This window comes from Burkholderia sp. FW306-1C-G01B, assembly GCF_058781685.1.
In genome coordinates this window covers 226,082-248,993 of the sequence record NZ_JBYSWZ010000002.1, presented here as the reverse complement: position 1 = coordinate 248,993, position 22,912 = coordinate 226,082, and the positions used below count along the sequence as shown (strand labels likewise).

The following is a 22,912-nucleotide window of genomic DNA, read 5'->3' as shown; positions in this document are numbered from 1 at the left end:
AGCTCTCTTGAACTCACCCATCGACATCGCCCGCGCGCTCGACTGGAAAGGCGACGGCGCCAGCCGCACGCCATACGAGGCATATACGAGTGAAGCGCTGTACCAGCGCGAACTCGAGCGCCTGTTCTACGCGAATCACTGGTGCTACATCGGCCTCGAAGCCGAAGTGCCGTCTCCCGGCGATTTCCAGCGCACGGAAGTCGGCGAGCGATCCGTCGTGATGACGCGCACGGAGGACGGCGAAATCGTCGTCTTCGAAAACGCGTGCGCGCACCGCGGCATGCAGTTCTGCCGCGAGCGCTCGGGCAAAGCGAAGGATTTCCACTGCCCGTATCACCAGTGGAACTACGACCTGAAGGGCAACCTGATCGGTGTGCCGTTCCGGCGCGGCGTGCGTCAGGGCGGCACGATCAACGGCGGCATGCCGGCGGATTTCGATCCGGGCAAGCACGCGCTGCGGCGCCTGCGCGTGTCGACGCGCGGCGGTGCCGTGTTCGCGTCGTTCGACGAGAACGTCGAATCGTTCGAGGATTTCCTCGGCCCGCGCATCCTGCCTTACTACGATCGCCTGTTCCACGGCCCGAAGCTGACCGTGCTCGGCTACACGCGGCAGCGCGTGCCGAGCAACTGGAAGCTGATGGTCGAGAACATCAAGGATCCGTATCACGCGGGGCTGCTGCATACCTGGTTCGTCAACTTCGGCCTGTGGCGCGCGGACAATCCCGCCAGGCTCGTGACCGATGCGCATCACCGGCACGGCGCGATGGTGTCGATCCGCAGCGGCGGCGGCGGCGGCGAGGTGACCCACAACGTGACGAGCTTCAAGGAGCGCATGACGCTGCACGATGACCGCTTCCTCGATGTCGTGCACGAACCGTGGTGGGGCGATCCGACCGTCGTGATGCTCACGCTGATGCCGAGCGTCATCATCCAGCAGCAGGTCAATGCGCTGTCGACGCGTCGCATCCGGCCGATCGGCCCGGGCGTGTTCGACTACGTGTGGACGCATTTCGGTTTCGAGACCGACACCGAGGAGATGACGCGGCGGCGCCTGCGCCAGGCCAATCTGTTCGGGCCGGCCGGTTTCGTGTCGGCGGACGACGGCGAGGTCATCGAATGCGTGCAGCAGAGCTTCGAGCAGATCCAGCACGGCAACGTCTACAACGAACTCGGCGGCCGGCAGATCGACGAGCAAACCGACCATATGGTCAGCGAAACGCTGGTGCGCGGCATGTACCAGTACTGGCGCCAAGTGATGGAGGCCTGAATGAGCACGATCACGACACGAACGGACCGGCTGGCCGCCGTGCCCCACGCGAGCGACGCGAGCTTCGAGGATTTCTACGCGCTCGTCCAGCTCAACGCGCGGTATGCGGCCGTGCTCGACGGCGGCGACTGGGATGCGTGGCCGGAATTCTTCATCGAGCAATGCAGGTACACGGTGGTGCCGCGCGAGAACCACGAGCGCAACCTGCCGCTCGCGGTGATGGATTTCGAGAGCAAGGGCATGCTGAAGGACCGCGTCTACGGGATCAAGGAGACGCTGTTCTTCGACCCGTACTACCAGCGCCACGTGATCGGGCTGCCGCTCGTCACGTATCTCGACGACGCGGCGATCGAGGCGGAGACGAACTACGCGGTGCTGCGCACGAAGACCGAGCAGATGAGCGACGTGTACAACACGGGGCGCTATCTGGACCGGATCGTGCGCACGCCGCAGGGGCTGCGTTTCGAGTCGCGCATCTGCGTCTACGACAGCGAGATGATTCCGAACTCGCTGATTTATCCGATCTGAACGAGGTGCCGAAAGTGACTACGGAATGGATCGATGCGGTCGCGCCGGAAGCGGTGCGCACCGACGGAATACTCGGCGTCTGGGTGGGCGGCCGCGACATCGCGCTGTATGCGGTCGGCGACGAGATCTTCGCGACCGAGAACCAGTGCACGCACGGCGACGCACGCCTGAGCGACGGTTTCCTGCTCGACGACGAGATCGAGTGCCCGCTGCATCAGGGGCGCTTCAGCGTGCGGACCGGCATCGCGCTGTGCGCGCCGCTGACGACGTGCGTGCGCACCTATCCGGTGAAGATCGAGAACGGCCGCGTGTTCGTGCAGCTCGCGCCGGCCGATGCGGCGGCGCCGGCGGAGGTGCGGTCATGAGCGCGTACGTGGTGTTCGATATCGACGTGCACGACGTCGACGCATACCAGGCGTACCGCCGGCTCGGCGCGCCGACGGTGGCCGCGTACGGCGGGCGCTTCCTGGTGCGCGGCGCCGAAGTCGAGACGCTGGAGGGAGACTGGGCGCCGAAGCGCGTCGTCGTGCTCGAATTCGAGTCGGCGGAGCGCGCCCGCGAGTGGTATCGGTCGGAGGGCTATCAGGCCGCGAAGCGGTTGCGCGAGCCGGCCGCGCGGACGATCGGCATCCTCGCCGACGGATACGTGCCGGCCGCCGGCGATCCACGTTAAGCGGTGCAGGTGAAGGGGCTCCGCGTCGTGTCGAGCGGCGCTGAGCCCCTTTTTCATTTGGGGTGCCGTCGAGCGCGACCGGCACAATCGATTCATCGGCGATGGCGATGCGATCCGGCAGATGCCTTCGCCGCCTTTCGGCGGCCCGGTTACCCGGTCGGTCGCTCCCGTCGGGCGAGGCGGGTTCCGGATATGTCCCCTCGCACGTTTTCATCCATGCCGTTGCCCGGCGCACGCAGCGGCTGTGCATGCGCGGGCGCGCTTTGCCGTCAGGAGCGCATCACGCATGGCGGTAGCGGATCGACCAGACCGTCAGCAGCGTCGCGCCGAACAGCAGCAGGCAGCCGAACGAGAAGTCGTTCAGCGCGAGCATGTGCGCTTCGACGTCGATCGCATGCGAGACCGACGCGAGCGCGCCGGACGGCGACAGCCCCGCGTGATCGAGCCGCGCGAACCAGTCGCCGGACGCGAAATCGTACGGCGTGATGTGGTCGACGAGATAGGTGTTGTGCACGCGGGAGCGGCGCTCGAAGTAGGTCGGCGCAACCGACGTCGCGACACTGGTGCCGATCCGCCGCAGCGCGTTCTGCAGCCCGGATGCCGCGGGCAGCCGCTCGCGGGGCAGCCCGGCGAGCGACAGCGACACGAGCGGCGTGATGAAGAACGCGGTGGCGGCGCCCATCAGCAGCGAATTGGCGGCGATGTCGCCGATCGTCACGTCGCTGTTGAAGTGCATGCGCCAGAACGAGGCGGCGCCCCAGCCGACGAGCGCGACGGTCGCGAGCAGGCGCGGGTCGGTACGGCCCTGGAAGCGGCCGAGCAGCGGCGCGATCACGATCCCCGCGAGGCCGAGCGGCGCGGTGGCGATGCCGGCCCAGGTGGCCGTGTATCCCTGCTGGGTTTGCAGCCACAGCGGCACGAGCACCAGCGCGCCGAAGTAGAGCCCGAAGCCGACCGTGATCGCGAGCGTGCTCGTCGTGAAGTTGCGGTCCGCGAACAGCCGCAGGTCGACGATCGGATGGCTGTCGGTCAGCTCCCAGAGGATCAGCGCGACGAACGACACGACGCCCACGACCGCCAGCATGCGAATTTCGCCGGATGCGAACCAGTCGAGGTTCTGGCCGCGATCGAGCAGCAGCTGGAACGAACCGAACGCGGCGGTGAGCAGCAGCAGCCCGACGACGTCGACCGGCAGCCGCCGCGTCGCGTTGTCGCGTCCCGCCAGCAGCCGCGCGAGCACGCCCAGCACGAGCACGCCCGGCGGCACGTTCACGTAGAAGATGTACGGCCAGCTCAGGTTGTCGGTGATCCAGCCGCCGGCGATCGGCCCGAGCACCGGCGCGACGAACGTCGTGGTCTGCCACACGGCCAGTGCGACGTGGCGGCGCGTCGACGGGAACACCGCGAGCAGCAGCGCCTGGGACAGCGCGGTGATCGGGCCCGACGCGGCGCCCTGAAGCGCGCGAAACAGCAGCAGCGACTCGAAGTTCGGCGCCATCCCGCACAGGATCGACGTGAGCACGAACAGCAGCACCGACACGCGGAACAGCCGCACCTGGCCGAAGCGCTGCGTGAGCCAGCCGGTGAGCGGCAGCGTGATCGCGAGCGGCGTCGCGAACGAGGTCAGCATCCACGTGCCCATGTCCGGTGCGACGCCGAGATCGCCCGCGATGGTCGGGACGGCGACGTTCGCGATCGTCAGGTCGAGCGTCTGCATGAAATTCGCGACGCTGACCGCGATCGCGACGAGCGCCAGCGGCATGCCGGCGAGCGGCTCAAGCGGCAGTTTCGGCGCCGCGTTCCGGGCGAAGAAGCGCATCGTCAGGCTCCCGGTGCGAGCGGGCGCGCGCCGCTGTTCGCGCGAATCGTCTTGGCGACGAGCGTATCGCCCGCTTCGTCGTCGGCACGATAGATCGACGTGGCGTCGATCGACCTGCGCGCTTCGGGCGCACGGGCGGGCGGCGACGCCGATGCGGTGCCGGGGCCGTGATCGATCGGCACCGATGCCGTCATCGACAGGCCGATGCGCAGCGGGTGCGCGCGCAGCTCGGCGGGATCGAGCGCGATCCGGACCGGCACGCGCTGGACCACCTTGATCCAGTTGCCGGTCGCGTTCTGCGCGGGCACGGCCGCGAAGGCGGCGCCGGTGCCGGCTTCGAGCCCGACGATGCGCCCGTGGAACACCACGTCGCTGCCGTACAGGTCCGAGAACAGCTCGACCGGCTGCCCGGCGCGCATGCCGCGCAGTTGCGATTCCTTGAAGTTGGCCTCGACCCACACGTGATCGAGCGGCACGAGCGCCAGCGACGGCGTGCCGGGCGAGACGTGCTGGCCGACCTGCACGACCCGGCGCGTGACGAGCCCGCCGAGCGGCGCGCGTATTTCGGTGCGGCGCAGCGCGAGCGCCGCGCTGCGGACCCGGGACGCCGCCGCGCGCACGAGCGGATTCGTATCGATCGACGTGCCGTCGGTGCGCGCGAGCGTCGCGTCGTACGCGGCCTGCTGCGCGTTCAGCGCGGCTGCCGCGCCGTCCATCGCATCCCGCGCATGGCGAAGATCCTCGCGCGACACGCCGCCGTCTTGCGCGAGGCTCAGCCGGCGCTGCAGGTCGTCGTTCGCCTTGGACCATTCGGTGCGCCGCACCCGGATCTGCGCTTCTTCGCGCACCGCGTCCGCATGCGCGGTGCGGTATTGGCGCACCGCGTGCGCGAGTTGCGCGACCGCTTCGTCCAGCGCGAGCCGGGCATCGGTCTTGTCGACGCTGAACAGCAGGTCGCCCGGACGGACCCAGTCGGCGTTCTGCACGCGCACCGCGTCGACGGTGCCGCCGATCTGCGGCGAGATCTGCACGACGTCGCCGGACACGTACGCATCGTCGGTCGTCTCGGTGCCGCGGGTGGTGGCCCACACGACGGCGGCGAGGCCGGCCGCGCCGGCGAGCGCGATGAAGAACCAGCGGAAGTAGCGCCGTCGCGCGCGTTGCAGCGACGGCTCGGCGGCGGGGGATTCAGGACGGTTCATTGCGTGACTCCAGTGGAAGTGGTGCCGCCGAGCGCGGCGATCAGGCGGGCATGCTCGATCGCGAATGACGCATCCGCACGCGCGACCGACGCGCGATCGTCGAGCAGCCGGCCTTGCGCGAGCAGGACGTCGAGGTAGCCGGAAATGCCTTTCCGGTAGCGCTGCGTCTCGATGTCGTAGGTCTGTTGCGCACGCGCCAGCGCTTCGCGCTGAAGCGCGCGCTGCCGGCCGAGCGTATCGATCTGGACGAGGGTGTCGCTGACCTGCGCGAGCGCGTTGACGACCGTGTCGTCGTACACCGCGACGGCGGCGTTGTAGGCGGCGGTTTGCGCGCGCAGGCCGGCGCGCAGGCGGCCGCCCTCGAAAATCGGCAGCGTGATCGCGGGGCCCGCGCCGAACGTGCCGCTGTTGCCGTGGAACAGCGCGCGGAAGCCGAAGCTCTGCACGCCGGCGAAGGCCAGCAGGTTGACGTCCGGATAGAACGCGGCGCGCGCCGCGTCGATGTTCGCCGCTTCGGCCTCGACCCGGTAGCGCGCGGCCAGCACGTCCGGCCGGCGGCCGATCAGCGCCGCGGGCAGGACGGCCGGCATCGGCAGCCCGGCTGCCGGCGGCGCGGCAGGCTTCAGCGCATCGGCGTAACCGGGCCCCCGGCCGACGAGCGCGGCGAGCCGGTGGCGCAGCCGGGCCGACTCGGCCGCATGCGTGTTGATGTCGGCCTGCGCGTGCGGGATGGGTTCGCTCGCCCTGAGCACGGCGACCTGCATGTCGAGACCGGCATCGGCGCGTTGCGAGGTGAGGCGGAGCAGATAGCTGTGCTGCTGCAGCGTATCGCGTGCGATCGCGAGCAGTTGCTGTTCGAGCGCGAGCTGCAGATAGGTTTCGACGATCGCCGCCTGCAGCGACACGGTGGCCGCGTGCTCGAGCGCGCGCTGCTGGTCCGCGCGCAGCGCGGCGGCGCGCGCCAGCGCGTGCTGCCGGCCGGCGATGTCGAGATCCCACGACGCGCCGAGGAGCGCCTGCGCGTCGACTTGCCAGTGTCCGGCCGCGGGCGGCGGCGTCCGGTAGCTGCCCGGCAGGCGGGTCGGCACTGCGCTCACCGTCGCGCCGAGCTGCGGCAGCAGCGCGGCGCTTTCGACGTCGGTGTCGGCCAGCGCCTGCGCGACGCGTTCGCGCTGCGCCTGCAGCGTCGGTGCGCCGGCCAGCGCATCGTCGACGAGACGATCCAGCTGGGCATCGCCGAACGCGGTCCACCAGCGTTCCGCGATCGTCGGCGCGCCGGTGCCGGCGGAGCGGATCGCGGCGCCCGCATCGAGCTGCTCGACGGGGGTGATCCGGGCCGCCGGGCGTTGCGGGCCGAACGGGGCGCAGCCGGCGAGCGCGAGCGCGGCGAGCGCGGGAACCAGGCGGCGGGCGCCGCGCGCTCGGTCGATGAGGAAGGGCATGGTCGGTTTCCTGTGACGCGATGGCGAACGATTTATATCTAAAAATATATCTTTAGATATTATTTGACGATCGGCAACTGTCAGAAATGGCAGTCGGCCGAACCGGCCGGCATCGTTGAAACCGCTGAAGGGGACGGATAAGGTCGCGCGGGTTACGCCATCGCGAGCGCGTCGAGCGCTGCCGCGAGCGTTTGGGCGACGGACTGGCCCGACGTGTCGATGCGGCAGTGCGCGCAGGCGTGGTACAGCGATTCGCGCGCGTCGTGCAGCGCGGCGAGCGCCGCGCGCGGGTCGGCGACGTTCAGCAGCGGGCGGGACGCGTCGTCACGCGTGCGGTGCCACAGGGTGTCGAGATCGCTCGCGAGATGGATCACGAAACAGCGCTGGCCAAGCCGGGCGCGCGTATCGGCGCGCAGCACGGCGCCGCCGCCGGTCGCGAGCACGAGCGCCGGCCCGCGCGTCAGCGCGTCGATGACGTCGGCTTCGCGCGCGCGGAAGTCGCCTGCATGGAATTGCGCCGCAACGGGCGCGCCGAAGCGGCGTTCGAGTTCGCGGTCGGCGTCGACGAACGGCAGCGCGAGCGCGCGGGCCAGTGCGCTGCCGAGGGTCGTCTTGCCGGCGCCGGGCATGCCGACGAGCGCGATGCGCGTCGGGCCGGCCTGCTGCGGGCGCGGGCTCACAGGCGGCTCCGCAGCGACGGGGCGCGGCGCGTCACGGCGGCGATGCGCTGCATCCGGACGTAATTGGCGAGCGGGTCCAGCGCATCGGTGACGAAGGTGTGAGGTGCGCCTGGGGGCGTGTCCAGCGCGATGCCGGCGACCACGAGCGAGCCGTCGCACAGTGCGTCGGTGAATGCGCCGATCCGGGCGCCAAACGCCGGCGACGCAGCGCCGAGATCGGCGACGACGCGGCGCGAGCGCGGCCAGTCGACCGGCTCGGCCGCGCGTGCCGGCCAGCGCGCCAGCAGGCCGCCGGGCAGCGGCGTCGCGGCCCGTGCAGCGGACGTTTCGAGTACCCGCCAGGTCAGTGGCGCGACGGGCAGGCACGCGCGCCAGCGGCTATAGGCGGACGCCGCGGCGTCGCCGATCGCCACCGCCGGAAGCTGGAGCCGCGCGCAGCGCCGCAGCAGGCACGCGGTGTCGGCGGCATCCGGCGTGCCGCGCACGAACGGCAGCAGCTCCAGTTCGTCGTCGTATTCGGCGCGCAGCGCGCGCAGCCATCGTCCGGCGGCGAGTGGCAGGCAGCCCGCCGCGGCGATGCCGCACAGCACGAGCAGGCGATCGTCGCGACCGTCGCGAATCGCGAGCAGCCGGGCGGCGACGCGGGACGAAGCAGGCGCCGTCGTCATCACGCGGCCGGGCCGTCGGCGTGCCCGTCCGTCTCGCCCGCGGCACGCGGATAGGCGCCGAGGACGCGCAGTTCGGATGCGGCGAGCGCGATTTCGTCGAGCGCCGCGCGCACGTTCGGATCGCGCCGGTGCCCGCCGAAGTCGATGCAGTACCGGTACGCATGGCCGGCCGCCCGCGCCGGGCGCACATCGACCCACAGCAGCGGCGCGCGGTGGTGGGCGAGCGCATCGAATATGCGCGCGAGCGCGTCGGGCGCATCGGTCGGCCGCAGCACGATGCTCGTGCGGTCGTGGCCGGTCGGGGCGGGCGTCTGGCCGCCGACGACCACGAAGCGCGTGCGGTTGTCCGGGTGATCCTGGATCGCGCGGGATACGATTCGCAATCCATAAAGAGCGGCCGCCGGTTCGCCGGCGATCGCCGCGCAGTCATACAGGTTCGCGGCCTCGCGCGCGGCCACCGCGTTGCTGGATACCGGGATGCGGCGCAAGCCGGGCGCATGCGCGTCGAGCCACGCGCGGCATTGCGCGAGCGCCTGCGGATGGCCGACCACGCTGTCGACGCCGGCGAGCGATCCGCTGGCGCTCAGCAGGCAGTGCGCGACCGGCAGTTCGATCTCGCCCGTGACGGGCGCCGCTTGCGCGATCAGCAGGTCGAGCGTGCGGGTCACGCTGCCTTCGGAGGAATTCTCGACCGGCACGACCGCGCATTCCGCGTCGCCGCGCGCGAGCGCTTCGAATACCGCGTCGATCGTGTCGTGCGCCTGTCCACGGGCGAATTCGCCGAAGTGACGCAGCATCGCGGCTTCGGTGTAGGTGCCCGACGGGCCGAGGAACGCGACGGACGGCAGCGATTGCGCGTCGCGGCTCGCGCGGAACAGCGTCTGCCAGATGGCTCTCAGGTCGCGGTCGCGCAGCCCCCACGGCGCGCGCGCGCACAGCTCGGCGACGATCGACGCTTCGCGGGCCGGCTGCCGCACCGCGAGCCCCGCATGCCGCTTGAGATGGCCGATTTCGGTCGCGTGAACGATGCGCTGGCCGATCAGCGCGAGAAGCTCGTCGTCGATCACGTCGATCTGCGCGCGGCGGCGCGCGATCGCATCGTCGACGGACGGCGGGGCGGCAAGCTCGGAGGGCGTCATGGCGTTTCGATCCGTGAAGTCGGGGAAACGGACGGGCGGCGTGCGGCGACGTGCGCGGCAGCGCCCGGCTGCACGCGCGCGACGGCGCGGTCGTATTCGGCTTCGAGCCGCTCGACGATCTCGGCGACGCTGAGCACCGCGTCCATCGCGCCGACGCCCTGGCCGGCCCCCCAGATGTCGCGCCACTGCTTCGCGCCGCCATCCGGCGAGAAATCGAGCTGCGCGCCGTCGACCCGCGCGAGACGGCGCACGTCGAGCCCGGCCGCTTCGATGCTCTGGCGCAGGTAGTTGCCATGGACGCCGGTGAACGCATCGGTGTAGACGATGTCGGATGCGTTGGCTTCGACGATCGTGTCCTTGTATCGCTGCACCACGTTTGCTTCGTGCGACGCCAGGAAGCGCGTACCGATATACGCGAAGTCGGCGCCGAGCGCGCGCGCGGCGGCTATCGCGTCGCCCGTCGCGATCGCGCCGGACAGCGCGATGAAGCCGTCGTAGAAGCGCCGCACTTCGGCGACCAGCGCGAACGGCGACAGCGTGCCGGCATGGCCGCCCGCACCCGCCGCGACGAGAACGAGGCCGTCGACGCCGGCCTCCAGCGCCTTCTGCGCGTGCCGCACCGTCGTGACGTCGTGCAGTACGATCCCGCCGTACGCGTGGATCGCATCGACGACGTCGCGCGACGGCGCGCGCAGGCTCGTGATCATCAGCGGCACGCGCCGGTCGATGCAGATGCGCAGATCCTGTTCGACGCGCGGATTCGACGGATGGCAGATGTGATTGACCGCATACGGGCCGACCGGCGCGTCGGGATGGGCGTCCCGGTACGCGCGCAGCGTGCCGTCGATGGTGTCGATCCAGTCGCCGAGCTGCGCGCTGGGCCGCGCGTTGAGCGCCGGAAATGCGCCGACGATCCCGCTCTTGCACTGGGCGAGCACCATCTCGGGATAGCTCGCGATCAACATCGGAGACGCAATCACCGGCAGCCGGAGACCCTGCAGCGGAAGCGGAATCATGGTCGGGCTCCGGCTCGTCAGCGCGCGAGCGCCGCGCTGTCGCGCCGCTCGTCGAGGCGGCGGTGGAAGCCGTCGCGGCTGACGGCGCAGCGCGTATGGACGCCTTCGCCGACGACGCCCACCGCGTCGCGCACCTCGACCCGGTACGTCATCATGCGGCCGTCGACCTCGATCAGTTCGGCGTCGATCGTCACGTCCCATTCGGGCGGCGTCGGCGCGAGATGCTTGATCTCGAAGTTGTAGCCCACCGTCATCTGCCCGGCCGGCAGCAGATGGTCGGTTGCCTGCATGCAGGTCTGTTCGATGAAGATGATCATGATCGGGCTCGCGAGCGCGTGCGCTTCGCCTCCCCATTGATCGGCGAGCGAAATCGTGTCGACGCGGTGGGTGGCGCGGGCACGCAGGCCAGTCTGGATAGTCAAGGGCAGCTCCTGAAGGGGTGATGGAAGGGTGAGCGGTTACGCCGCGCGCGCCGTGGCGGCCGCGCGTCGTTGCATCTGGCTGAAAATGTTCCGGTAATGCATTTCCTCGGTGCCGCCGGCCGAGCCCATCGCGAGCGCGTCGGCGACGAAGGTGGCGAGCGGGCCGCGCCGGTAGCCGTCGCTGCCGTGAATCGCAAGCAGGTGCAGCGCGGCCTGCGCGAGATCGCGCGCGCCTGCGAGCTTCGCGATCGAGCAGTTCGCGAGCGCCTCGGGACGTTGCCCGACGAGTTGATCGAGCGCTGCGCGCGCCGTCCAGCGCGTGCGTTCGATGCCGACCTGGACGTCGACCAGCCGGCGCTGCACGTGCTGATGGGTGTCCAGCGCGACACCGAGCGTCTTGCGGGCGCCGGCGCGCTCGAGCGCGTCGGCGAGGAACGGCTGGGTGACGTTCGCGCACAGCAGGCCGAACAGCGCGCGATTCATCGACGCGATGTCCATCAGCAGGCGCAGCCCGTCGCCGGGCGCGCCGAGCAGTTCGTCGGCGTCGACGCGCACGCCGGATAGCGCGAGATCGCCGATCGGAAGATCCGCGACGCCGAGCGTCGCCTGCGGGGCGCTGCGCCGCACGCCCGCGCGTTCGGGATCGATCAGCACCAGCGCGGTGGCCGGCTTGCAGTCGCCGGTCAGGGTCGCGACGATCATCATCAGGCGCGCTTCGGGCGCGTGACTGATGTTGTACTTGTGGCCGTCGAGCCGGTAGTGGTCGCCGTCGCGCACGAGGCTGGTTTCGAGCGCGCGCACTTCGGTGCCGGTGCCTTTCTCCGAGATCGCCGTGGCGCCGATCGCGCCGGACAGCAGCGGCGGCAGATGCCGCGCGCGCTGCGCGTCGGAACCGTATGCGACGATTGCGCGAATCAGCGTCGCCTGATTGGCGAGCGCCATCGCGAAGCCGACGGAGCGCTGCGCCGCGGCGACCGCTTCGAATGCATCGACGAAGTCGTGCCACGTGCGCCCCGAACCGCCGAGTTCGCGCGGTACGGGCAGGCGCCACAGTCCCGCGTCGGACAATGCATCCCACGCATCGCGATGGAACGCGCCGGAAGGGGCGGACCGCGCATGGCGTTCGGCGATGTCCCGGTACGTGGCGGTCGTCGTGGGCTGTGCTTCGGTGGCAGTGAGAGTCATGTCGATGAGCGAGACTTTGCATGGATCGTGTCGCCAATCTAATGAAAAGCCCCCGGACGAGAAACTGTCAGTTATTGCACTTCGAGGCGGCACGCAGCGGCGGATGATTCGAGCGTAATCGGCGATGCGACGGGCGGCGGGGCGCGATTGCCGAACGTGATCGTGACGCCCGTCGCGCACATCGGCGCGAGCGATTGCTGTCGGACGACAACTGAACGATGGCGGTCACGCCGTGCCGTCGTCGGCGGCGTCGCGGCGCTTCGATGACGGGAGACGATCGCGCGCCGGTCGGTTAAAGATCTGCCACGCGTCGATCGTGATGGCGACACGATGCCGGGTTGCCGACGCTTCGTCGTTCAGGTCGAGGCGATTGATTTCGCATTGCAGATCATTCGGATGACGTGCGATGAGATCGCATCGAATTCCCGGCGCTCGTGTCGTTGCCGTCACACCTGCCGGGCGTCGGGCGCTCGTCGGCGGAGCGTGCGACAAATGACTGGTCCTACGATTCGGAAGGCCCGATCCCGTCGCTCCGACGATCGGCGAAATCATGTTCCGCCTTGCTCCCATGAAATTGTCGTGCTAGTTTTTCATGAAATTTATCGACGAAAATTTCACGGGAGTCCGCATGTTCGTGCAGTCCGACCGTCACGTCGCAAGCTACTACGCCGGCACCTACCCGGCGCCGATCCCGCATCGTCCGGAACTGGACGAGCGCATCGACGCCGACGTGCTCGTCGTTGGCGCGGGCTTCAGCGGGCTGCATACGGCGTTGCGCGTCGCGCTTGCCGGTAAGCGCGTCGTCGTGCTGGAGGCGAGCCGCGTCGCGTGGGCCGCGTCGGGCCGCAACGGCGGGCAGGCGCTGCTCGGCTGGTCGTGCGACATGCAGCCGCTCGAGGATTCGCTCGGCCGCGACGGCGCGCGCCTGCTGTGGGACAGCATGCGCTGGGCCGCGGCCGAGGTGCGCGAGTTGCCCGGACGGCACGGCTTCGACATCGACTACCGGCCCGGCAGCCTGTGGGCCGCGGTGCGGCCGCGCCGCGTCGCGATGCTCGCGCAGGCCCGCGACGAGGCGGCCGAGCGCTGGGGCTACGACCGGCTGCGCGTGATCGGGCGTGACGAGATGCCCGAATGGATCGGCGGCACGCGCTATCTCGCCGCACTCCACGATCCGGAAGCCGGCCACCTGAATCCGCTGAAACTCGCGCTCGGCCTCGCGCAGACGATCGAGCGCGCAGGCGGCCGCATCTTCGAGCAGAGCCGCGTGCTCGACTGCCGCGAGACGGCCGGCGGCCACATCGCCCGCACGGCGCGCGGTGAAGTGCGCGCGGACGTGCTCGTGCTCGCGTGCAACGCGTACGTCGACCGGCTCGATCGCGACCTGGCGCGCCGGCTGTTGCCGGTTGGCACGTACCAGGTCGCGACCGCACCGCTCGCACCCGACGTCGCGCGTTCGCTGCTGCCGCAGAACAGTTGCGTGATCGACAACCAGTTCGTGCCCGACTACTTCCGGCTGAGCCCCGACCACCGGCTGCTGTTCGGCGGCGGCTGCACGTATCTCGGCGGCATCCCGGCCGATATCGCGGCGGCGACGCGCCCGCACCTCGAACGCGTGTTCCCGCAACTGGCCGGCGTGCCGTTCGATTACGCGTGGGGCGGCCATATCGACATCAGCATGCGCCGCACGCCGGACATCGGCCGCCACGGGCAGCGTTTCTGGCTGCAGGGCTTCTCGGGGCACGGCGTGCTGCCGACGCTCGCCGGTGCGCGCGCGGTCGCCGACGCCGTGCTCGGCGACGAGCGCCTGCTCGCGCAATACCGGCGCATCCGCAACCCGCGCTTCCCCGGCGGCGACCGGCTCGCCGCGCCGCTGGAAGCGATCGGCAAGGCCTGGTACCGTTTGCGCGACACCGTCTGACCGTTTCGGAACCCATCATGAACGAACAGGAAGAGATAGAAAGTCTGGCGATCCTGATCCGCGACCTGCGCAAGCATCGCAAGGTCACGCTGAACGACCTCGCCGAGCGGATCGGCCGCTCGGTCGGCTTTCTGTCGCAGGTCGAGCGCGGGCTGTCGCGCCCGACGGTCGCGGATCTGACCGCGATCGGCGAGGCGCTCGGCGTGCCGACCACGTATTTCTACAGCCTGAGCAAGCCGCGCAGCGTGCCGTGGGTCACGCGGCCCGACGAGCGGCGCACCGTGTATTACGCGGCCGGCATTACCGACATCCTCGTATCGCCGAACATGCGCTCGCGCTTTTCGGTTCTCGAAAGCCGTCTCGCGCCAGGCGCGAGCAGCGGCGAGCGACCCGTCGACGACAGCGACGAGCAGGGCGGCTTCGTGCTCGAAGGAGAACTGACGATCTGGATCGATGGCGATGAAACGCCCGTCACGCTCGGCCCGAACGATGCGTTCCAGCTGCCTGCGCACAAGCGGTTCCGTTATGCCAACCTGACAGACGCGCCGACGCGCGTGATCTGGGTGTTCACCTGAGTCGTCGGCGGGGCGGGCGGTGTCGCAGGCCGCCGCGCCATGCAGCATGTTTGCAGTACTGATTTAAACGCGGCGTGCGTTGTCATGTGTGCCGCGTGAATCCGGTTCGCCGCGCAGCGGCACCGCCATACAAGACATGGAAAGGATGAGACATGGCTGACGTCGTTCCCGCGCTGGTCGGTGAAGTCCGCGCATTCCGGCAGGCGCACCCCGAGATCCGTTATGTCGACCTGATCTGCCTCGACCTGCCGGGGCACTTCTACGGCAAGCGCTACCCGATCGATGCGCTCGAGAAGATCGCGTCGGGCTCGCTGCTGAAGCTGCCGCAGAACTGCGTGCTGCTCGGCACCCAGGGCGGCCTCTACAAGATCGGCGACTACTGCTTCAACGACGGCGACCCCGACGCGCCGCGCCGCCTGATTCCCGGCACGCTGAAGCGCGTGCGCTGGGAGCGGCAGCCGCTCGCGCAGATGCTGATCAGCTCGGACGGCACGGATACGCCGATCGAGTTCGAGCCGCGCGAGGTGCTCGCGCGCGTGCTGCGGCGCTTCGCGGCGCGCGGCATCCGGCCGGTCGTCGCGTTCGAGCTCGAGTTCTACCTGTTCGCCGCGCAGCTCGCGGAAGGGATGCCGCAGTACCCGCGCGATCGCCTGAGCGACGATCGCGACGATCAGCCGAACATGCATATCGAGCGGCTGTCGCGCTTCTCCGACGTGCTGCACGAGATGGTCGAGGCCGCGCGCGAACAGGGCGTCGATGCGACGGTGATCACCGCCGAGCTCGGGCCCGGCCAGTTCGAGATCAATTTCGGCCATACCGACGACGGGCTGCGCGCGGCCGACTGGTCGGCGCTGTTCTGCCGCAGCACACGCGGCGTCGCGTTGCAGCACGGCTATCGCGCGAGCTTCATGGGCAAGCCATATCTGCATGCGCCGGGCAGCGGGATGCACGTGCACGTGAGCCTGTACGACGCCGCGGGGCGCAACCTGCTCGCGGCGGACGGGCAGCGCCCGCTGCGGCACGCGGTGGCCGGATGCCTCGTGCTGCTGCCGCATTGCATGCCCGTGTTTGCGCCGAATCACAACGCGTTCCGGCGCTACGGGTCGATGGTGAACGCGGCGAGCCGCGCAAGCTGGGGTTTCGAGGATCGCGATGCCTGCATCCGGATTCCCGAGTCGGATGCGCGTAACCTGCGGATCGAACACCGGCTCGCGAGTGCGGACGCGAATCCGTACCTGGTGCTCGCGGCGATCCTCGCCGGGATGGAGCACGGGCTCGATGCACGGATCGAACCGATCGCGCCGCTCAACGAGGATCGCGGCAGCGGGATCGATTTTCCGAAGGAGATGCTGTCGGCCGTCGCGGCGATGCAGGATCACCCGGCCGTGCGCGAACGGCTCGGCAGCGAGTTCGTGATGGTGTACTGCGAGAACAAGCGGCAGGAGGAGCTGGATTTTCGTAATGAAATCGGCGCGCGGGAGTATCGGTGGTTTTTGTGATTGTCGCGCGCGTCGACGAAGCAAACTAGGGAAGTGCGCGCCAATAGCGCACTTCTTCGATCGGCGTACCGTCGATCTCGAACGTCTTGATGTCGTCTTCGGCGGCGAAGCCCTCGCGTTCATAGAATGCCCTTGCGCGACGGTTTTCGACGAGTACCCAGAGCGATACCCATGCATGGCCCGCGTCGTGCAGCGATCGGCACGCATGATCGACCAGCGCCGCGCCGATTCCTTGCCCGCAATGCGACGGATGCAGATAGATCGCTTCGATCTCGCCCCACGCGCGATCCTTGTCGGTGTCGCGCGTCGGACCATAGGCGATCCAGCCCGCCGCGTCATTGCCCGTGAATGCGAGCGCGACGCGCGGGCGGCCGCCATCGAGCGCACAGCGCCAGAAGGTCGTGCGCTTTTCGACCGACAGACCGGCGAGGAACGGGGCCGGCATGATGCCCGTGTAGGTCGCTTGCCACGAGGCGACATGGATGCCGGCGATGGCCGCGGCATCTGCGGACGTGGCGGCGCGGATGTCGATCGTTGTCGTATTCGGTGTCATGCGTGTTCTGCCTGATCGAACGATTCTCGATGCGTAGCGCATGCCGTGCCGCGAAACGCTTCGCGGCACGGCACCTGCGAAGCGCTTACTCGCCGAGCTTCGACGCCACGCACCCCGTGCTCGTGCATTCACGCTCGCGCTCGCGCAGGAACGACAGCCGCGACGCCGTCATGTCGGTCGCGCACTGGAGATCCACGAGGTAGCCGTTGTTGCGGGTTTCGCTGCACTGCGCGTCGCGCTGCTTCAGCCACGCGAGCTGGCCGGCCTTCAGCGTCGCCTGCTGGTCGCCGCTCAGTTGCTTGCGCAGGCGGCCGTATTCGTCGTTGAGTTCGCGGTCGGTCTGCGAGAACTGCGTGCTGCTGCAGTACACCTGGTCGAACGCGCTGTGCGGCTTCGCACAGCCGGCCGCGTGCGCGGCGAACGGAACGGCAAGCGCGAACAACGCGCAGGATGCGAACAGATTCTTCTTTTTCATTTTGATGCTCCTGACTGGGTGAAAACCGTTGGGCCCGATGGGCGATGCCGTCACTTCGGCGCCGTGCATGCGTCGATCCCGCCCGCGATCGCGGCGGACAGGCGCTGGATCGTCCCGCGTTGCGCGAGCCGCGCTTCTTCGTCGGGATTGACGATCACGCCGGCCTCGACGAGCACGGCCGGAATCGGCGCGGTGCGCAGCACGACGAGATCGTCGAAGCGGTGGATGCCGAGTTGCGGGTCGATCAGCGGGCGATTCTCGCCGCGGATCGGCTGTGCGTGATACAGCGACGGCCGTTCGCCGGCCGCGACCAGCCGTTCTGCGATCGCCTTCGCGCAGCGCAGGCTTTCCGCGTAGTGCGGATTGCGCTCCGACACGAACACCGAGAAGCCGCGGAATTCGCGCTGTCTGCCGGCGTCGATGAATTGCTGCTGCATCGAGTCGTGATGGATCGACACGAACAGGTTCGCATCGGGCGCCTGCGTCGAGCGCTGGTCGAGCGCGATCTCGCGGCCGTCGGCCGACGTGCGCCGCACGCGGTCGCCGTGCGCGGCGAGCTTTTCCGCAACTGCGGCGGACAGATCGAGGTTGTACAGGTATTCGACACGGCCGCTCGCGCCGGTGGAACCCGGATGAGCAGGCGTATGGCCGGTGTCGACGACGACGTAGCGCCCGGATGCGGGCTCGGTGCCTGCGGTGTCGGCCGCATGCAGCGCCGGCGGCGCGCCGAGCAGCGGGGCGCACGCGAGCACGCGCACGGCGGCGCGCACGAACGGGCGAAGGCGTTGGATGGTTCGGTTCGTCATTGTTGTTGTCGAGGAGGGCATGCGGCGCGTCGCACGGCGCGGCACCGTCGGCCTGCTCAATGCAGTCGGAATGTCGCGCGATTATAGCGGGCGGCGGTGCCGCCGCAATGACGAATGGTGGCCGTCAGGGTGACGGCCGCCCGTCGCTTTCCCGTGTTCGGCGAATCCCGAAATTGCCAGATGAAGCGGCCATGGCGGGTTCGAACGCATCCGGAGGGAGACGGCGCAGACACGCCGGACCGCACGGCAGTGCGTATCAGCGCGGCAGCGCTTCGGCTTCGGCCCAGCGCTTGAACGAATCGAGACGCCGGCGCGTCTGCACGAGATAGAACGCGCCGATCAGCGGTTCGAGCAGCCAGCGCAGCCAGGACGGCTGCACGCGGAAGTTGTACGTGAACTTCACTTCGGTCGAACCCGGCGTGTGTTCGGTGAAGTTCCAGCTTCCGCTGAAGCGTTCGAGCACCTTCGGCCCGTCGACCATTTCGACGGCAGCAACCTGCGGCGGGCGGTACGAGATGTAGCGCGACACCATCGTCGCGCCCGACTGGCTGCGGCAGAACGCGTCGACGCCGACGTCGGCCGTCGTTTCGTCGAGCAGATAGGCGTCGGTGAGGAAGCTGTCCCACACGAGCCGCCGCGCGTAATCCTGCGACCACGTGAAGAGGCGTCTGCGATCGACGCCGACGGTCCGGCTGACTGAGATCCTCATGATGGCGGGCGCAATGGTGCGGATTGGGATGAAATCGAGTGTACCCCGCCAATACCGCGCATTTCGTCAGACATGGTCAAGTCGAGCGTGTGCTCGATTGACGCACTCCGGGATTTCACCTAGGATTCGTTCCAACCCTTCGGGAAAGACCCGAAGCGTTTCAATCTCTTGAGGGAGCCTCATGAGTACGCAACAGAACCGGCGCTTCGACGCGCTCGTTTTCATTGGTCGTTTCCAGCCTCCGCATCGTGGTCACCTGAACGTGCTGAAGTCGGCACTGAGCCGGGCCGAGCGCGTGTGCGTGCTGATCGGGTCGACCGACAAGCCCCGCACCATCAAGGATCCGTTCTCGTTCGACGAGCGCCGCCAGATGCTGGCTTCGCTGTTCGACGCGTCCGAGCGCGACCGCGTGACGATCGCGCCGTTGCAGGATTCGACGTACAACGATGGCGACTGGGTGCGCTGGGTGCAGGACACCGTCGCGTCCGCGCTCGGCGAAGTCGCGCAGCGCAAGGTCGGGCTGATTGGCCACGAGAAGGACGCCACGTCGTATTACCTTCGGATGTTCCCGCAATGGGAGCTCGTCGACGTCGATGCGACCGAAGACATTTCCGCCACCGAGATCCGCGATCAGTATTTCGCAGAACGCACCAACAGCTTCGTGCAGTGGGCCGTGCCGGAACCCGTGTTCGGCTGGCTCGAGCGTTTTCGCACGCAGCCGGAATTCGCGCAACTGAAGTCGGAAGCCGAATTCATCGCCGCGTATCGCAAGGCATGGGCGGCCGCGCCGTATCCCGTCACGTTCGTGACGGTCGACGCGGTGGTCGTGCACTCGGGCCATATCCTGCTCGTGCGCCGCCGCAGCGAACCGGGCCGCGGCCTGTGGGCGCTGCCGGGCGGGTTCGTGAACCAGGACGAGCGGCTCGATGCGGCGTGCATTCGCGAGCTGCGCGAGGAAACCGGCCTGAAGCTGCCGGAGCCCGTGCTGCGCGGCTCGATCAAGGATCGGCAGGTGTTCGATCATCCGACCCGCTCGCTGCGCGGCCGCACGATCACGCACGCGTGCCTGTTCAACTTCCCGACCGGCGAGCTGCCGCGCGTAAAAGGCAGCGACGACGCCGACAAGGCGCGCTGGGTGCCGCTCAACGAATTCGCGCAGATGCGCAACGTGATGTTCGAGGATCACTTCGACATCGCGTATCACTTCCTGGGGAAGCTGTGATCCGCTGATTCCCCGCATTCCGGTCCGCCGCGACAGACGCGGCGGCACTTCAACGGCCTAGAGGAGCTCTAGCCATGCAAAACGATCCCGGCGGCTTTGCCGCGGTTCTCGCCAATCCGATCCTCAACACGGATTCGTACAAGGCTTCCCACTTCCTGCAATATCCGCCCGACGCGTCGGCGATGTTCTCGTACGTCGAATCGCGCGGCGGCCGCTACGACCGCACGCTGTTCTTCGGCCTGCAGATGCTGCTGAAGGAATATCTGTGCAAACCGGTCACGCACGCGATGATCGACGACGCGCGCGATTTCTTCACGGTGCACGGCGTGCCGTTCAACGAAGCAGGGTGGCGTTATATCGTCGAACGCTACGACGGCTATCTGCCCGTGAAGATCCGCGCGGTGCCGGAGGGTTCGGTCGTGCCGGTGCACAACGTGCTGATGACCGTCGAATGCGACGATCCGCAGGTGTTCTGGCTCGCATCGTATCTCGAGACGATGCTGTTGCGCGTCTGGTATCCGGTGACGGTCGCGACGCGAAGCTGGCACCTGCGGCAGACGATCCGCCGTTTCCTCGAAAGGACCGACGACGATCTCGCGCAACTGCCGTTCAAGCTGCACGACTTCGGCGCGCGCGGCGTGTCGAGCGCGGAGTCGGCCGCGATCGGCGGCGCGGCGCACCTCGTGAACTTCATGGGCTCGGACACGGTGCTTGGCGTGCTGGCCGCGAACCGTTTTTATCGCGAGTCGATGGCTGCATACTCGGTGCCGGCGGCCGAGCACAGCACGATCACGTCGTGGGGGAAAGAAGGCGAGGCCGATGCGTACCGGAACATGATCCGCCGCTTCGGGCTGCCCGGCGCGATCGTTTCGGTCGTGTCGGACTCCTACGATCTGTTCGCCGCGCTCGATCTGTGGGGCGGCGAACTGAGGCAGGCCGTGATCGATTCTGGCGCGACGCTCGTCGTGCGACCCGATTCGGGCGACCCCGTGAAGATCGTGATGCAGACCGTGCGCGCGCTCGACGTGTCGTTCGGCTCGACCGTGAACGGCAAGGGGCGGCGCGTGCTGAACCGCGTGCGCGTGATCCAGGGCGATGGTGTCGACGAGTTGTCGATCGACGCGATTCTTTCCGCACTCGACGACGCGGGTTATGCGGCCGGCAATGTCGTGTTCGGCATGGGCGGCGCGTTGCTGCAGCAGGTGAACCGCGATACGCAGCGCTTTGCGATGAAGTGCTCGGCGATTCGGCGCGGCGACGTGTGGCACGACGTCCGCAAGGATCCGGTCACCGATCAGGGCAAGCGCTCGAAGAAGGGGCGGCTCACGCTGCTGCGCAATCGCCGCACCGGAGCGTATCGGACGACGACGCTGCCCCTTGCATGGGACGATCGTGCGCTGGAAGGCGAATGGGACGAGGCGCTCGAGACGGTGTTCGATACGGGGCGGCTGCTGGTCGATACGACGTTTGCGGCGGTGCGGGCGAGGGCGCACGCGGGGGAGGCCTGACGCAGGCGGCGGGGCATCCCGCCGCGCTTCCGCCGGCTTTCATCTTTCACCGGCCAGCGCGCGTCCGTCGGCGCTCGCCTGCACGCCGTCACGCTCCGTCGCACGCGCCGCCTCCATCGCCCGCGCCAGCGCATCGAACACCGCCGGCCCCTTGCAGCGCGATACGTTGAAGCGCAGGTACGACGTCGCGCTGCGCGATGCGCTGAACACGTTGCCGGGCGCCAGCACGACGTCGCGGTCCAGCGCGTGGCGCGCGACGCGTGCGGCATTGAGCCCGTCGGGCAGTTGCGCCCATACGAACAGGCCGCCGCGCGGTTCCGTCCAGATCCCGAGCCCCGCGCGCGCGAGGCGCCGGATCGTCTCGCCCATCGCGTCCGCGAGACGCGCGCGCAGGCTGTCGAGATGGCGCCGGTACGTGCCGTCGACGAGCAGCCGGTGCACGACGTTCGCGCCGATCTGCGCGTTGCCGAACGACGTCGCGAGCTTCAGGTCGACGAGCGCCTCGATCCATTCCGGGCGTGCGGCGACGTAGCCGCAGCGGATCGCGGCCGACAGCGTCTTCGAGAAGCTGCCGATCGACACGACGCGCGACAGCCCGTCGAATGCCGCGAGTCGCGGCGCGGGCGTGCTCTCGAAATCCGCGAAGATGTCGTCCTCGACGATCAGCAGGTCGTGCTCGGCCGCGAGCGTCAGCAGCCGGTGCGCGACGGGCGGCGCGAGCGTCGCGCCGGTCGGGTTGTGCAGCGCCGCGTTGGTGATGTACAGGCGCGGCCGGTGCTCGGCGAGTACCTGTTCGAAGCGCGCGAGATCGGGCCCGTTCGGCGTGTACGGGACGCTGACGATCCGCGCGCGATGCGCGCGCAGCAGCGCCTGGAAGTTGAAGTAGCACGGATCGTCGAGCACGACCGTGTCGCCCGGCTCCAGCAGCAGGCGACATACGAGGTCGAGCGCATGCGTGCCGCCGTCGGTCAGCATGATCTGCGCGGGTTCCGCGTGGACGCCGTGCTGCGCGAGCCGCCACGCGAGCTGCTGGCGCAGCGCGGGCAGGCCGAGCGGCGTCGCGTAGTCGGTCAGCGCGTCGGATTCGTCGCGCGACACGGCGCGCAGCGCGCGGCGCAGGCTCTCGTCGGGCAGCCACGACGACGGCAGCCAGCCGCAGCCGGGCTTCACCGTCGTCGGCGCCGCCTCGAGCGACTGGCGCGACAGCCACAGCGGATCGAGTTCGCGGTCGAGGCGCGGGCCGAGATCGGCGAGCGCGAGCGGCGGCGCGTGGCCCGACACGTAAAAGCCCGAGCCGCGCCGCGCGACGAGCACGCCTTCGCTCGCGAGCCGCTCGTATGCATCGACGACCGTCGATTTCGACACGCCGAGCGCGTCGGCCATCATCCGGATCGACGGCACGCGCGCACCGGGCATCAGCGCGCGGCTCGCGATCCGCGCGCGCAAGGTATCCATCACGGTTTCGACGCGCGTGCGCGACGGCGCGGGCGGAACGGGAATCGGGGTGGTATGGCTCATGGCGAAGAATGAACTGTACGGCCAGTTGTTCAGTACAGTTTGTCCGGATTGTATTGGGGTGTAGCTTACGCGTTTTCCGCGGGCGGCG

At 68.9% G+C, this 22,912-nt stretch carries 24 protein-coding genes; 9 read left to right on the top strand and 15 right to left on the bottom strand.

Features of this window, described 5'->3' with window-relative positions:
- Positions 1 to 7 precede the first annotated feature (7 nt).
- The 4 genes from AC3WLY_RS05425 to AC3WLY_RS05410 are packed head-to-tail and all read left to right on the top strand — an operon-like array spanning position 8 to position 2,468.
- Positions 8 to 1,267 (top strand): aromatic ring-hydroxylating oxygenase subunit alpha, encoded by a 1,260-nt coding sequence (locus AC3WLY_RS05425; RefSeq protein ID WP_175959612.1) that lies wholly within the window; start codon positions 8 to 10, stop codon positions 1,265 to 1,267.
- The gene (locus AC3WLY_RS05420) at positions 1,268 to 1,795 is read left to right on the top strand and encodes an aromatic-ring-hydroxylating dioxygenase subunit beta (RefSeq protein WP_175959611.1); all 528 of its coding nucleotides are present in this window, start codon (positions 1,268 to 1,270) and stop codon (positions 1,793 to 1,795) included. It begins immediately after the preceding gene.
- A gap of 14 nt (positions 1,796 to 1,809) precedes the next feature.
- Entirely contained in the window at positions 1,810 to 2,160 is a 351-nt protein-coding gene (locus tag AC3WLY_RS05415; RefSeq protein ID WP_175959610.1) for a non-heme iron oxygenase ferredoxin subunit, read from the top strand.
- The gene (locus tag AC3WLY_RS05410) at positions 2,157 to 2,468 is read left to right on the top strand and encodes a DUF1330 domain-containing protein (RefSeq protein ID WP_047902672.1); all 312 of its coding nucleotides are present in this window, start codon (positions 2,157 to 2,159) and stop codon (positions 2,466 to 2,468) included. The genes AC3WLY_RS05415 and AC3WLY_RS05410 overlap by 4 nt, the downstream gene beginning before the upstream one ends.
- A 280-nt stretch (positions 2,469 to 2,748) precedes the next feature.
- Here the strand turns inward: AC3WLY_RS05410 and AC3WLY_RS05405 are convergent, their stop codons facing one another.
- The 10 genes from AC3WLY_RS05405 to AC3WLY_RS05360 form a co-directional block, all read right to left on the bottom strand.
- Positions 2,749 to 4,287 carry a DHA2 family efflux MFS transporter permease subunit gene (locus tag AC3WLY_RS05405; RefSeq protein WP_175959609.1) on the bottom strand — a complete coding sequence of 513 codons (1,539 nt, stop codon included), beginning with the start codon at positions 4,285 to 4,287 and terminating at the stop codon, positions 2,749 to 2,751.
- Between the two features lie 2 nt (positions 4,288 to 4,289).
- The gene (locus AC3WLY_RS05400; RefSeq protein ID WP_492308143.1) at positions 4,290 to 5,489 is read right to left on the bottom strand and encodes an HlyD family secretion protein; all 1,200 of its coding nucleotides are present in this window, start codon (positions 5,487 to 5,489) and stop codon (positions 4,290 to 4,292) included.
- Complete coding sequence (locus AC3WLY_RS05395) at positions 5,486 to 6,931, bottom strand: efflux transporter outer membrane subunit (RefSeq protein ID WP_492308144.1); 1,446 nt, start codon at positions 6,929 to 6,931, stop codon at positions 5,486 to 5,488. The genes AC3WLY_RS05400 and AC3WLY_RS05395 overlap by 4 nt, the downstream gene beginning before the upstream one ends.
- A 152-nt stretch (positions 6,932 to 7,083) precedes the next feature.
- Entirely contained in the window at positions 7,084 to 7,611 is a 528-nt protein-coding gene (locus AC3WLY_RS05390) for a shikimate kinase (protein ID WP_244137233.1), read from the bottom strand.
- Positions 7,608 to 8,279 (bottom strand): hypothetical protein, encoded by a 672-nt coding sequence (locus tag AC3WLY_RS05385; RefSeq protein ID WP_492308145.1) that lies wholly within the window; start codon positions 8,277 to 8,279, stop codon positions 7,608 to 7,610. The genes AC3WLY_RS05390 and AC3WLY_RS05385 overlap by 4 nt, the downstream gene beginning before the upstream one ends.
- Entirely contained in the window at positions 8,279 to 9,418 is a 1,140-nt protein-coding gene (gene pheA, locus AC3WLY_RS05380) for a prephenate dehydratase (RefSeq protein WP_492308146.1), read from the bottom strand. Before pheA ends, AC3WLY_RS05385 begins: the two co-directional genes overlap by 1 nt.
- Positions 9,415 to 10,434 carry a nitronate monooxygenase gene (locus AC3WLY_RS05375; protein WP_310132720.1) on the bottom strand — a complete coding sequence of 340 codons (1,020 nt, stop codon included), beginning with the start codon at positions 10,432 to 10,434 and terminating at the stop codon, positions 9,415 to 9,417. The genes pheA and AC3WLY_RS05375 overlap by 4 nt, the downstream gene beginning before the upstream one ends.
- 17 nt (positions 10,435 to 10,451) lie before the next feature.
- Entirely contained in the window at positions 10,452 to 10,856 is a 405-nt protein-coding gene (locus tag AC3WLY_RS05370) for a thioesterase family protein (protein WP_034180561.1), read from the bottom strand.
- Positions 10,857 to 10,892: 36 nt separating this feature from the next.
- On the bottom strand, positions 10,893 to 12,041 hold the full coding sequence (locus AC3WLY_RS05365; protein ID WP_492308147.1) for an acyl-CoA dehydrogenase family protein: 1,149 nt from the start codon (positions 12,039 to 12,041) through the stop codon (positions 10,893 to 10,895).
- Between the two features lie 225 nt (positions 12,042 to 12,266).
- Complete coding sequence (locus AC3WLY_RS05360) at positions 12,267 to 12,593, bottom strand: hypothetical protein (protein WP_492308148.1); 327 nt, start codon at positions 12,591 to 12,593, stop codon at positions 12,267 to 12,269.
- Positions 12,594 to 12,669: 76 nt separating this feature from the next.
- Here AC3WLY_RS05360 and AC3WLY_RS05355 point away from each other — a divergent pair, with 76 nt between their 5' ends.
- From AC3WLY_RS05355 to AC3WLY_RS05345, 3 genes are all read left to right on the top strand, one after another.
- Positions 12,670 to 13,959 (top strand): FAD-binding oxidoreductase, encoded by a 1,290-nt coding sequence (locus AC3WLY_RS05355; protein WP_310132727.1) that lies wholly within the window; start codon positions 12,670 to 12,672, stop codon positions 13,957 to 13,959.
- Between the two features lie 17 nt (positions 13,960 to 13,976).
- Entirely contained in the window at positions 13,977 to 14,534 is a 558-nt protein-coding gene (locus AC3WLY_RS05350) for a helix-turn-helix domain-containing protein (protein ID WP_492308149.1), read from the top strand.
- A 152-nt stretch (positions 14,535 to 14,686) separates the two neighbouring features.
- On the top strand, positions 14,687 to 16,033 hold the full coding sequence (locus tag AC3WLY_RS05345; protein WP_175959599.1) for a glutamine synthetase family protein: 1,347 nt from the start codon (positions 14,687 to 14,689) through the stop codon (positions 16,031 to 16,033).
- A gap of 25 nt (positions 16,034 to 16,058) precedes the next feature.
- On the opposite strand, the gene AC3WLY_RS05340 is transcribed toward AC3WLY_RS05345, so the two are convergent.
- From AC3WLY_RS05340 to AC3WLY_RS05325, 4 genes are all read right to left on the bottom strand, one after another.
- Positions 16,059 to 16,586 (bottom strand): GNAT family N-acetyltransferase, encoded by a 528-nt coding sequence (locus AC3WLY_RS05340; RefSeq protein WP_492308150.1) that lies wholly within the window; start codon positions 16,584 to 16,586, stop codon positions 16,059 to 16,061.
- 85 nt (positions 16,587 to 16,671) lie between these two features.
- Complete coding sequence (locus tag AC3WLY_RS05335) at positions 16,672 to 17,061, bottom strand: lysozyme inhibitor LprI family protein (RefSeq protein ID WP_175959597.1); 390 nt, start codon at positions 17,059 to 17,061, stop codon at positions 16,672 to 16,674.
- A gap of 50 nt (positions 17,062 to 17,111) precedes the next feature.
- Complete coding sequence (locus AC3WLY_RS05330; RefSeq protein WP_175959596.1) at positions 17,112 to 17,867, bottom strand: N-acetylmuramoyl-L-alanine amidase family protein; 756 nt, start codon at positions 17,865 to 17,867, stop codon at positions 17,112 to 17,114.
- Positions 17,868 to 18,123: 256 nt separating this feature from the next.
- The gene (locus AC3WLY_RS05325; RefSeq protein WP_072444216.1) at positions 18,124 to 18,576 is read right to left on the bottom strand and encodes a type II toxin-antitoxin system RatA family toxin; all 453 of its coding nucleotides are present in this window, start codon (positions 18,574 to 18,576) and stop codon (positions 18,124 to 18,126) included.
- Positions 18,577 to 18,757: 181 nt separating this feature from the next.
- On the opposite strand from AC3WLY_RS05325, the gene AC3WLY_RS05320 reads away from it, so the two are divergent.
- Positions 18,758 to 19,798, top strand: coding sequence for a bifunctional nicotinamide-nucleotide adenylyltransferase/Nudix hydroxylase (locus AC3WLY_RS05320; protein ID WP_175959595.1), 1,041 nt, complete (start codon positions 18,758 to 18,760; stop codon positions 19,796 to 19,798).
- A 74-nt stretch (positions 19,799 to 19,872) separates the two neighbouring features.
- The gene (locus AC3WLY_RS05315; protein ID WP_492308151.1) at positions 19,873 to 21,306 is read left to right on the top strand and encodes a nicotinate phosphoribosyltransferase; all 1,434 of its coding nucleotides are present in this window, start codon (positions 19,873 to 19,875) and stop codon (positions 21,304 to 21,306) included.
- Between the two features lie 39 nt (positions 21,307 to 21,345).
- Here the strand turns inward: AC3WLY_RS05315 and AC3WLY_RS05310 are convergent, their stop codons facing one another.
- Positions 21,346 to 22,824: an aminotransferase-like domain-containing protein gene (locus AC3WLY_RS05310; RefSeq protein ID WP_492308152.1), complete on the bottom strand. Its 1,479-nt coding sequence runs from the start codon at positions 22,822 to 22,824 to the stop codon at positions 21,346 to 21,348.
- Between the last annotated feature and the right edge of the window lie 88 nt (positions 22,825 to 22,912).

Excerpts from the sequence above, each read along its gene's own strand:
- AC3WLY_RS05345 (WP_175959599.1), top strand. The coding sequence starts at position 14,687 with ATGGCTGACGTCGTTCCCGCGCTGGTCGGTGAAGTCCGCGCATTCCGG.
- AC3WLY_RS05395 (WP_492308144.1), bottom strand. The coding sequence starts at position 6,931 with ATGCCCTTCCTCATCGACCGAGCGCGCGGCGCCCGCCGCCTGGTTCCC.
- AC3WLY_RS05365 (WP_492308147.1), bottom strand. The coding sequence starts at position 12,041 with ATGACTCTCACTGCCACCGAAGCACAGCCCACGACGACCGCCACGTAC.
- AC3WLY_RS05320 (WP_175959595.1), top strand. The coding sequence starts at position 18,758 with ATGAGTACGCAACAGAACCGGCGCTTCGACGCGCTCGTTTTCATTGGT.
- AC3WLY_RS05335 (WP_175959597.1), bottom strand. The coding sequence starts at position 17,061 with ATGAAAAAGAAGAATCTGTTCGCATCCTGCGCGTTGTTCGCGCTTGCC.
- AC3WLY_RS05310 (WP_492308152.1), bottom strand. The coding sequence starts at position 22,824 with ATGAGCCATACCACCCCGATTCCCGTTCCGCCCGCGCCGTCGCGCACG.
- AC3WLY_RS05325 (WP_072444216.1), bottom strand. The coding sequence starts at position 18,576 with ATGAGGATCTCAGTCAGCCGGACCGTCGGCGTCGATCGCAGACGCCTC.
- AC3WLY_RS05420 (WP_175959611.1), top strand. The coding sequence starts at position 1,268 with ATGAGCACGATCACGACACGAACGGACCGGCTGGCCGCCGTGCCCCAC.
- AC3WLY_RS05410 (WP_047902672.1), top strand. The coding sequence starts at position 2,157 with ATGAGCGCGTACGTGGTGTTCGATATCGACGTGCACGACGTCGACGCA.
- AC3WLY_RS05400 (WP_492308143.1), bottom strand. The coding sequence starts at position 5,489 with ATGAACCGTCCTGAATCCCCCGCCGCCGAGCCGTCGCTGCAACGCGCG.
- AC3WLY_RS05340 (WP_492308150.1), bottom strand. The coding sequence starts at position 16,586 with ATGACACCGAATACGACAACGATCGACATCCGCGCCGCCACGTCCGCA.
- AC3WLY_RS05385 (WP_492308145.1), bottom strand. The coding sequence starts at position 8,279 with ATGACGACGGCGCCTGCTTCGTCCCGCGTCGCCGCCCGGCTGCTCGCG.
- AC3WLY_RS05375 (WP_310132720.1), bottom strand. The coding sequence starts at position 10,434 with ATGATTCCGCTTCCGCTGCAGGGTCTCCGGCTGCCGGTGATTGCGTCT.
- AC3WLY_RS05315 (WP_492308151.1), top strand. The coding sequence starts at position 19,873 with ATGCAAAACGATCCCGGCGGCTTTGCCGCGGTTCTCGCCAATCCGATC.
- AC3WLY_RS05360 (WP_492308148.1), bottom strand. The coding sequence starts at position 12,593 with ATGATTTCGCCGATCGTCGGAGCGACGGGATCGGGCCTTCCGAATCGT.
- AC3WLY_RS05405 (WP_175959609.1), bottom strand. The coding sequence starts at position 4,287 with ATGCGCTTCTTCGCCCGGAACGCGGCGCCGAAACTGCCGCTTGAGCCG.
- AC3WLY_RS05330 (WP_175959596.1), bottom strand. The coding sequence starts at position 17,867 with ATGACGAACCGAACCATCCAACGCCTTCGCCCGTTCGTGCGCGCCGCC.
- AC3WLY_RS05355 (WP_310132727.1), top strand. The coding sequence starts at position 12,670 with ATGTTCGTGCAGTCCGACCGTCACGTCGCAAGCTACTACGCCGGCACC.
- AC3WLY_RS05350 (WP_492308149.1), top strand. The coding sequence starts at position 13,977 with ATGAACGAACAGGAAGAGATAGAAAGTCTGGCGATCCTGATCCGCGAC.
- pheA (WP_492308146.1), bottom strand. The coding sequence starts at position 9,418 with ATGACGCCCTCCGAGCTTGCCGCCCCGCCGTCCGTCGACGATGCGATC.